The sequence below is a fragment of the Ureaplasma diversum NCTC 246 genome, from assembly GCF_000731915.1.
GTDB lineage: Bacteria > Bacillota_I > Bacilli_A > Mycoplasmatales > Mycoplasmoidaceae > Ureaplasma > Ureaplasma diversum.
The window spans coordinates 1-10,471 of the sequence record NZ_JFDP01000044.1; the positions used below are offsets into that span (position 1 = coordinate 1).

The following is a 10,471-nucleotide window of genomic DNA, read 5'->3' on the forward strand; positions in this document are numbered from 1 at the left end:
CTTTATAATTAATAACTTTGTAGATTTCACATTCTAAAATCGTTGTTATAATAACTATTGATCAAGTATAGATTGAATATAATTAACTATATATTTTTAATTAACTTCTTATTTTAAAAGATATTAGCTTTGTTATAATATAAAGTTAATTTTAACTAAAGGTTGATTTAATGTTTAAATTTAAGAAATGGTCTTTAGTAGCAATAACTATAATAGGATCAACGATACTAGTACCAGTTATTGTTGCTTGTAATTCAAAACCTAATAAAGCAATTACATTTAATGTTCAAATTAATGATAATAAACTATATAAGAATCAAGATAACTGGATTCTTAATTTGAACATTAACAACTCTAAAGTAGATTCTTTAGTTGTTGAAATAGTTAGTGTTGATCAATTACAAAAACCAATTAGTTCATATCGAGCAATTATTAAATACAATAACTATCAAGTAGTATTTAGACAACTTGACATTAATCAAACTTATCAAATTAAATCAATTCATATTAATAATGAATCAATCAAATTAAGTCCTGAACTTAAACAACTTAAACTTAAACCACACGCACTAAGCGTGCGTTTTAGAAGTTAATTATTAATTTAAAAGCAAACAAAAAAGCCAGTATTAGCTGGCTTTTTGTATTGTTTAAACAGACTAATAACAAAACAAAAAATTATTAGTTTAGTAATGAGTATGTAGTTTTAATAATTACATATCATACTCTTTTATTTTACTTCAAACTAGAAATAAAATAACTATTAAATTACTTAATACGATTATTTGTTATTAGTTTTGAAACTAATTACTAATAAGGGTTTTTATATGTTATTAGTAAGCAAATAGTATAAAGAGTTAAAAATAATCAGTTTTTAAGAATAGGGTTGGTATGTTAATAATGCTTAAAAGATTCTTATCAAACTAGAACATATAAGATATTAATATATTTAATAAATTAAATAAGTTGCTATTTTTACTTTTATTGTTGTATTATTAAAAAGTTTTAGTATTTGAATTTATTAAATCTTTAATGTAACTAAATGTTTTTACAACCATCAAACATTTAGTTATTTTAATTCCTAAAATGGATGTAGTCTCTTGTCAATTCTACATTCTTAAATGACATAAGGAGGAATTTGTTATTTGATTTAAAAATTGATACTAATCAGAGTGTTTATATTTTTGAACCTTGATCATTTACAAGTATTTGATTAAGATTGATCTAATATTAAACACTCTTTTTATTATCTTATATACGGATTTATATTAACCTGATCTTGCACTTTCTTAATTTTTTATAAAATAGGTACATATTTATAACTTGTATATATAAGCTATTTAAAAAAAATGACTTATGTTGCTTTTTGTTATTACTAATTGATATATAATAAAACCCTAAGATTAAAAATTTAAAAGTGGAATATAGATAATATGAGAAAACACAAAAGAATTGCACTAGCTACTGGGCTTGTAGCTGGTTTGTTAGCAACAGTAAGTGTTGTTGCTGTTGCATGTAATAATGAGAATAAGAAGGGTCCTACTCCATCAACTGGTGTACAAACTCAAACGCAAGTTGCTCAGAATTCAAATTTATCACAAACTGAAAAGGATAAATACGAAGTTGCTGGTGCTGCTTGATTTTCAAGTTTATGAAACACTACAAGTGCTGAAAAGCGTGCAATGTCTAAGAATGCATATGAAACAGCAAAAGCAAGTTTTGATAAGTTGTTAGAAGCACAAAAGGAAGTTTTTGATACTAGTAAAGTAAAATATACTGCTGCAGCAAACGGCAAAGCTTCTACACTAACAGTTCAAAATACTAATGGAAAAGCTATCCCAGTTGTTTTCATGGACATCGATGAAACAATTCTAAACAACTATGCATACCAAAACTATGTTTTAATTAACAAGTTATCATATAACCCAAAAACTTGAAATGAATTTGTTAAAGCTGAAATCTCTACAGAATTAGATGGTGCTATTGATTTCATTAAACATGTTTATAGTAAAGGTGGAGTTGTTATGTTCAACTCTAACCGTGAACAAGAAACTGAAAAACAAGCAACTATTAACAATTTAGTTAAAGTTAAATTAGATGAAGCTTTATTACCTGATTGAGTATTTTGAATGCAAGGTGTTGACTTAGGAGCTTCTGATAAAAAACCTTGAAATCATATTAAAAGAGACGATAAAGGTAAACGAGTTAAATCTAATAAAGAAGATCGAATGAACTTTGTTAATGATACTAAATTAGATCTTACAAAAGAAGGATCTACTGACTTCGGTAACGCAGTTCAATTCAAAACAATTATGCGTGTTGGAGATAACTTTGATGATTTCAACGACAACGCAACTAAACGAAAAGGTTTAGAAGAAAGAAATAAAGTATTAGATGAAACACTTAAACTATTTGGTAACTCAGATGCAAAAGTTAAAGGTGTTAGATACGATATTAAAGATGGTAAGGTTATTAAAAAAGATCAAGACTGATCAGAATCATATGTAATGATTGGTGGTAATGCTTCATATGGTGGATTCATTGATGCATTAGACAAGAACATCTACAAGTTGAAAGATAGTGAAAAACTTGAACTATTTAGAACTTTATTAAAATCTAAACTTTGATGAGAACCAAAAGCTAAATAATTAAATAATTAATTAAATGCGACTAAAAAGCAAATAATTTTGTCTTTTTGGTTGCTTTTATTTTATGAATCGTTTATAATTTCAAGGTGTTTTGTCAAATTGTTAATTTTAGAAAATGATACGCACGGAACAGTTGCTATAAAATCATTTAACTAAAAGACACATGTCAAAAATTAAAATAGGGAGATTATAAATGCCTACAATTGCGCAATTGATTCGTAATAAACGAGTAACAAAGACTAAAAAAAGTAAGTCACCTGCTCTTTTATACACATATAACTCATTACATAAAAAAACTAAGAAAAACCCATCACCTCTTAAATCTGGTGTATGTACTCGTATTGGTACTATGACACCTAGGAAACCTAACTCTGCGTTACGTAAATATGCTAAGGTTCGTTTAAGTAACGGATTTGAAGTATTAGCTTATATTCCAGGGGAAGGTCATAACTTACAAGAACACAGTGTGGTTATTATTCGTGGTGGTCGTGTTAAGGACTTACCTGGGGTTCGTTACCACATCGTTCGTGGTACTGGAGATACTGCTGGGGTTGATAAACGTCGTCAACAACGTTCACTATATGGTGCTAAACGTCCAAAACCAGCTGCTAAATAAAGTAGTTATATAATTAAGGAGAAGACTTAAATGAGAAAATTAAAACCAGAAAAAAGACAAGTTTTAGCAGATCCTGTTTATAACTCACGTCTAGTGACTAAATTAATCAATACTATTATGTATGATGGAAAAAAAGGTTTAGCACAAAAAATTATTTACCAAGCTTTTGAAATTGTTGAAAAGAAAACTGGTAAACCAGCTCTTGAAGTATTTACAAAAGCTGTTGAAAATGTAATGCCTGTAATTGAACTTAAGGTTCGTCGTGTTGGTGGTTCTAACTTCCAAGTTCCTACTGAAGTAACAGCTGAACGTAAACAAACTCTTGGTCTACGTTGATTAACAATGTATGCACGTTTACGTCATGAACACACAATGATTGAAAAATTAGCAAACGAAATTATCGATGCATCAAACAACACAGGGGCTTCAATTAAGAAAAAAGAAGATACTCACAAGATGGCAGAAGCAAACAAAGCCTTTGCACACTTACGTTGATAATTACTTTTTTATATTTAAATAAAGGACAAATAAATTAATATGGCTATTGATTTAAGTATGTTTAGAAATTTCGGTATCATGGCTCACATTGATGCTGGAAAAACAACTACTTCAGAACGTATTCTTTACCATACAGGAAAAAACCACAAGATTGGTGAAACCCACGATGGGGCATCAACTATGGACTGAATGGAACAAGAAAAAGAACGTGGTATTACAATTACATCAGCTGCTACTTATGCAACTTGAAAAAACTTCCAACTTAACTTAATCGATACTCCAGGACACGTTGACTTTACAGTTGAAGTTGAACGTTCATTACGTGTACTTGATGGTGCAGTTGCTGTACTTGATGGACAAAATGGGGTAGAACCACAAACTGAAACAGTATGACGTCAAGCTACTCGTTATAATGTTCCTCGTATTGTTTTCGTTAATAAGATGGATAAAATCGGTGCTGATTTCTACTATTCAATCGAAACAATGAAAAACCGTTTAGGAGTTAAAGCAACAGCTATCCAAATCCCTATGGGAGCTGAAGTTGATTTTGTTGGTAGTATCGACTTAATCGAAATGAAAGCTTACTTCTATGATGGTCAAGCTGATGAAAACTACCGTGTTGAAGACATTCCAGCTGAATATAAAGAAAAAGCTGAAAAAATGCACCACCAAATGATTGATGATGTTGCTGTCTTTGATGATGAAGTAATGGAAAAATACTTAAATGGTGAAACATTATCTCAAGAAGACATTAAGAAATGTATTCGTAAAGGGGTAATTGCTACTGAACTTTATCCAGTACTTTGTGGATCAGCTTTCAAAAACAAAGGTGTTAAGAAATTACTTGATGCAGTTGTTGACTTCTTACCATCACCAGTTGATGTTCCTGCAATGCGTGGACATTTAGAAAATGGTGAAGATATTGAAATTCCAAACGATGAAAGCTTACCATTCTCAGGTTTAGCATTCAAAGTTGCTACTGACCCATTCGTTGGACGTTTAACTTATGTTCGTGTTTATAGTGGGGTTCTTGAAAAAGGAACTTATGTATTAAACGCAACTAAAGGTAAAAAAGAACGTATTTCAAGACTTGTTAAGATGCACTCTAACAACCGTAATGAAGTTGATCGTGTAGGAGCAGGAGATATCTGTGCTGTGATTGGTCTTAAGGACACAACAACAGGAGATACAATCTGTGAAGAAAAACGTCCAGTAATTCTTGAAAAAATGCAATTTGCTGAACCAGTTATTTCATTATCTGTTGAACCAAAAACAAAAGCTGACCAAGAAAAGATGTCAATTGCTTTATCTAAGTTAGCTGAAGAAGACCCAACATTTAGAACATTCACTGATGAAGAAACAGGACAAACAATTATTGCAGGAATGGGTGAGTTACACCTTGATGTATTAGTTGACCGTATGCGTCGTGAATTCAATGTTCAAGTTAATGTTGGTGCACCACAAGTAAGTTACCGTGAAACATTCACTCTTGAAGGTGAAGCTGAAGGTAAATACATTAAACAATCTGGTGGACGTGGTCAATATGGACACGTATGAATTAAGTTTGAACCAAACCATGACAAAGGGTTTGAATTTGTTGACCAAATTGTTGGTGGTAAAGTTCCTAAGGAATACATCAAAGAAGTTGAAAATGGTTTAATTGAAGCTCTTACTTCAGGACCAATTGCTGGATATCAAACAATTGATGTTAAAGCAACAATTTATGATGGTTCTTACCACGATGTTGACTCATCTGGTATGGCTTATAAGATTGCTGCATCTCTTGCTTTTAAAGAAGCTGCAAAAGTATGTAAACCAGTTTTATTAGAACCAATTATGGCTGTTGATGTTACAACACCTGATGATTACTTTGGGACTGTAATGGGAGATATTTCTAAGCGTCGTGGAGTAATTGAAGGGCAAGAATCTCGTGGAAATGCTCAATCAATTAAAGCAAAAGTTCCATTATCAGAAATGTTTGGTTATGCAACTGACCTTCGTAGTAATACACAAGGTCGTGGACAATATGTAATGCAATTTAGTCATTACGCTCAAGCACCAAAATCTGTTACTGAAGAAGTAATGGCTGCACGTGCTAAGAAATAGTTAAATTCATTAAACTATTTTATTAAAAGCCTAATAAGTATTAGGTTTAAAATGTTATAATTATCAAAGATATTTAAAATAGCATTATATTTTTCTATATAAATTACTATTCTAAGGAGAAACCATTAAATGGCTAAAGTTAAATTCGAACGTACTAAACCGCACGTTAACATTGGTACTATTGGACACGTTGACCATGGTAAAACTACATTAACTGCTGCGATTTCTACAGTATTAGCGAAAAAAGGACAAGCGATTGCTCAATCATACGCAGACGTTGATAAGACACCTGAAGAACGTGAACGTGGTATTACAATTAACGCTTCACACGTTGAATATGAATCAACTCTTCGTCACTATGCTCACGTAGACTGTCCAGGACACGCTGACTATGTTAAAAACATGATTACAGGGGCAGCTCAAATGGATGGAGCAATCTTAGTTATTGCTGCTTCTGATGGGGTTATGGCTCAAACTAAAGAACACATTCTTCTTGCTCGTCAAGTTGGTGTTCCTAAGATCGTTGTATTCTTAAACAAATGCGACTACATGGACGATGTTGAAATGCAAGACCTTGTAGAAATGGAAGTTCGTGAATTATTATCTAAATATGGATTTGATGGAGACAACACTCCTGTAATTCGTGGTTCAGGTCTTCGTGCTCTTGAAGGAGATCCAGTTTGAGAAGCTAAGATTGATGAATTAATGGACGCAGTTGATACTTGAATTCCATTACCAGAACGTGATACTGACAAACCATTCTTACTTGCAATTGAAGACGTATTTACAATTTCAGGTCGTGGTACAGTTGTTACTGGACGTGTTGAACGTGGTACATTAAAGATCAATGATGAAGTTGAAATCGTAGGTTTACGTGAAACTCAAAAAACAGTTGTAACTGGTATTGAAATGTTCAGAAAACAATTAGACCAAGCACAAGCTGGAGATAATGCTGGTATCTTATTACGTGGTATTAAGAAAGAAGAAGTTGAACGTGGTCAAGTATTAGTTAAACCAGGTTCAATTAAACCACACAGCTCATTCACTGCTAAGGTTTATATCTTAAAGAAAGAAGAAGGTGGTCGTCATACTCCAATCGTTGGTGGATACCGTCCTCAATTCTACTTTAGAACAACTGATGTTACTGGGGCAATTAAATTACCTGAAGGTGTAGAATTAGTAATGCCTGGTGATGACGTTGAAATGACTGTTGAATTAATCGCTCCTGTTGCGATTGAAGACGGTTCTAAGTTCTCAATCCGTGAAGGTGGAAAGACTGTAGGACACGGTACAGTTATTAAGACTCTTTAATTATTGTAGTTAAATAGCACAAGATAGAATAAATCGCCTTAGTGCGATTTATTTTTCTAATTTAAAACACTAAAAGGATTAATTATGGATAATAAGTACGAATGAGATTTAGAACACTTATTAAATAATAAAAGTGTTGATGATTTATTTGAAGAATATAAACAAGCTTATGATAAATTAATTAGTTTGTATGCTAACTTTTTAGATGATGTTAATAGTTTTAAAGCCTTTTTAGTTCAACAAGATCAATGTATCTTAATTTCTAATCGATTAGTTAATTATGTTAACAATAAACAAAACATTGATTTGATTAATCCAGAATACAATAAATATGCTCAAAAACTTGCTTTTGAACAACATCAAATTGAACAACATTTTAATGGTTATGATGCAAAAATATTAGCTAATAGGGATTTAATCCAATCATACTTAGATAAAGATCCTGAAATTAAACCTTATCAATTAAGCTTTGATGCATTATGACGATATGCTCCTTATACTTTAAATCAAGAACAAGAAGCATTATTGCATAAAGCAGAACGTCATAATGGTGGTTTTGAAGATATCTTTGATGTATTACTTTCATCAGATATGAAATATGATGATGTTTTAGATGCTAATAATAAAGTTATCAAATTAAATAATGATACTGATATTTATAAACATATGCGTTCAAAAGATCGAGTTCTTAGAAAGAATGTATATACATCAAGTCATAAAGCTTTATATAACTTAAGAAATACATTTACAAGAACCCTTTTTTATCAATATACAATGAACAATAGTGTTGCAGTTGCACGTAACTTTAAAGATTATATAAGTTCAGCTGCATTTGCTGATGAAGTTGATGTTAGTTTGATTCAATTTATTTATGAACAAACTAAATTATTTAAACCTTATATTATTAAGTTTGCTAAACAACGAGATAAATATCTTAAATATAAATTTAATTTAGATAAAGTTTATAACTATGATCGATCACTTGATTTAGTTGCTAAAAAAGTTCACTTTAGTATTGAACAAGCTCAAAATATTATTAAGGATGCATTAGCTTGTATGGGTGATCAATATTTATCAGTTATTAATAAAGCATTAAATGAACATTGAGTTTCTTGATTACCAACTAATAATAAACAAACTGGAGCTTATTCAATTAGTGGGACTAAAGGTTTTGATAAAATCTACATCTTTATGAACTATGATTATACTTATAATGGTGTATTAACAATAGCTCATGAACTTGGTCACTCTGTTCATACTTACTATGCTAACTTAAACCAACCAATTTATAATGAGTACTCAATTTTTTATGCTGAAATTGCTTCAATGGCTAATGAGGTTTTAGTGAACTATCATCTTTTAGATAAATATCAAAAAGATGATCAGAAGCGTTTAATGATTTTAGATGAGATGATATCAGGTTTTATTAACACATCAACAAGACAAGTTGCATTCTCTAATTTTGAATGAATCGCTAATGATTGAGTTAATAAGGGTGAAGAATTTAGTTGAGAAAAAGTGCGTAACACTTATTTAGAAATGTTAAATCAATATAGTGGTTATAAATATAATCCAAACAAAATCACTAAAACTGATGAAGATGTAGCTTTAACTATTATTAGTGTTCCCCACTTTTATACAAGTTCTTTTTATGTTTATAAATATGCAATTGGACAAATTGGTGGATTAATTGCTGCTTCTAATATCTTTAATAAACAACCAAATGCATTAGAGAATATGTTTAAATTCTTTGCTTCAGGTGGTTCTTTAAATAGTTTAGAGACAATTAAACTATTAGGTTTTGATTTATTAGATAAATCAGTTTGAAACCAAGCAGTTGATGTGTTTGCTAACTGAGTTAACCAATTCATCAAATTAACTAATAAATTGATGAAATCATAAATGAGACTATAACTATGTTAAAAACAAAACAAAATCAAATCAAAACTAATTTTAGTTTTAAGATCACAATTAAAACAGTCTTTATACAAATCCTACCAATGCTAAGTAGTACGATTATGTGTGGTATTGCTTGTGTTATTTTAAGTGCTTTAGTCGCTTTAAACCCTGATGGGGGTGGATTTGTATCAATGGGGATCACATATGCATTAGTATTTGTTAATGCCTTTATGTTAACAGCAACAACTGTTGGTTTAATCTTAGCTACTTGAAGCTATCATTACAAAAAGCAAACAACTAATCAATTAATTCAACCAATTGATCATCATTACAACAGTTTAATTGCTTTTATTTATGGACTTATTTTAGTTGGTTTATATTTAGCTTGTTCACAACTTTATAACTTTGGAGCTAATAGTCATCATAATCTAGGGTTTACTAATATTGAAGTTCAACATTTTGATTGAGCAATTTGTTGCATAATCCTTATCAAACCAATTAGTACTTATTATATGAGCTACTATAATCAGTACTACAACCATACTAATGCTTGAGTCTTAATTTTATTTGATCTAATTACTTATAGTTTAGCTTTAGGGTTAGGATATATCTTTAGCTTTTATGTTAATAATAGTTATTTATATACATCAAACCAACTAGGGTATGCTGCATATGGACTTGGCTTTAGTATTAGCTTTATCATTATGATGATAGTTAGTATTCTTTTAGCTTATTTAAAAACTGATTTAAAAGATCATTATATAGGTCCTGTTGTTAAATTATCTAATCAGTTTAAAGTAATGATTAAACACTCATGAGTTTATTTATTTAATGGATTATTAATGTCTGTAATTAAAATGATTATGGTGTTTGCCATTTATTTAATCATCAATGATAAAATAACAGCATCAACTGCACTTGTTTTTAGTAGTGCTCGGATCATTTGATATCATGGGTTAATTATGATGCCAATGGTAGCTAATGCCATTTCAGATTATACAATCTACATTTTACAAAAAAGCAAGATCACAAATAATAGTTATCATTCTCGTCAATTATGATTAATTTTAGTGATCTTAGCTTTTGTTGGTAGTTTTATTACAACCATTATTTATGGATTTAGTGTTGATCCAATGAGTAAGATTATTACAACTAATATAGCTACACCAATTCAACTAGAGGCTAATATTCCAGTATATTTATACCCTAGCTTTAAAACTGCTTTATTAAAAGATCAACAAACAGTTTTATTATTAGCTAACCAAAGCCAATTATCTGTTGATCAATTTAAAGCTAACTTAGAAGCTGATAGCTCATTAACTAGTGATCTTTGATTAAAATATACTAAACCATATTTAGATCACCAATGACACGATAGTTATATTACAAAAACAGC

General features: G+C 30.2%; 8 protein-coding genes. All 8 read left to right on the forward strand.

Going from position 1 to position 10,471, the window contains the following annotated elements:
* The first annotated feature begins 170 nt into the window (after positions 1 to 170).
* A complete protein-coding gene (locus UDIV_RS01870; protein ID WP_038102559.1) occupies positions 171 to 593 on the forward strand; it encodes a hypothetical protein in 423 nt (140 codons plus the stop codon).
* 837 nt (positions 594 to 1,430) lie between these two features.
* The gene (locus tag UDIV_RS01875) at positions 1,431 to 2,645 is read left to right on the forward strand and encodes an HAD family acid phosphatase (protein ID WP_038102562.1); all 1,215 of its coding nucleotides are present in this window, start codon (positions 1,431 to 1,433) and stop codon (positions 2,643 to 2,645) included.
* Positions 2,646 to 2,838: 193 nt separating this feature from the next.
* Positions 2,839 to 3,261 carry a 30S ribosomal protein S12 gene (gene rpsL / locus UDIV_RS01880; RefSeq protein WP_038102564.1) on the forward strand — a complete coding sequence of 141 codons (423 nt, stop codon included), beginning with the start codon at positions 2,839 to 2,841 and terminating at the stop codon, positions 3,259 to 3,261.
* 30 nt (positions 3,262 to 3,291) lie between these two features.
* Positions 3,292 to 3,759 (forward strand): 30S ribosomal protein S7, encoded by a 468-nt coding sequence (gene rpsG / locus UDIV_RS01885; RefSeq protein ID WP_038102565.1) that lies wholly within the window; start codon positions 3,292 to 3,294, stop codon positions 3,757 to 3,759.
* Positions 3,760 to 3,798: 39 nt separating this feature from the next.
* A complete protein-coding gene (gene fusA / locus UDIV_RS01890) occupies positions 3,799 to 5,865 on the forward strand; it encodes an elongation factor G (RefSeq protein WP_038102568.1) in 2,067 nt (688 codons plus the stop codon).
* Positions 5,866 to 5,994: 129 nt separating this feature from the next.
* The gene (tuf, locus tag UDIV_RS01895) at positions 5,995 to 7,176 is read left to right on the forward strand and encodes an elongation factor Tu (protein WP_038102571.1); all 1,182 of its coding nucleotides are present in this window, start codon (positions 5,995 to 5,997) and stop codon (positions 7,174 to 7,176) included.
* Positions 7,177 to 7,260: 84 nt separating this feature from the next.
* Positions 7,261 to 9,078, forward strand: coding sequence for an oligoendopeptidase F (gene pepF / locus UDIV_RS01900; protein ID WP_038102575.1), 1,818 nt, complete (start codon positions 7,261 to 7,263; stop codon positions 9,076 to 9,078).
* Positions 9,079 to 9,092: 14 nt separating this feature from the next.
* Positions 9,093 to 10,471 (forward strand): hypothetical protein (locus UDIV_RS01905; protein ID WP_038102578.1); only part of this gene is annotated, 1,379 nt, incomplete at its 3' end.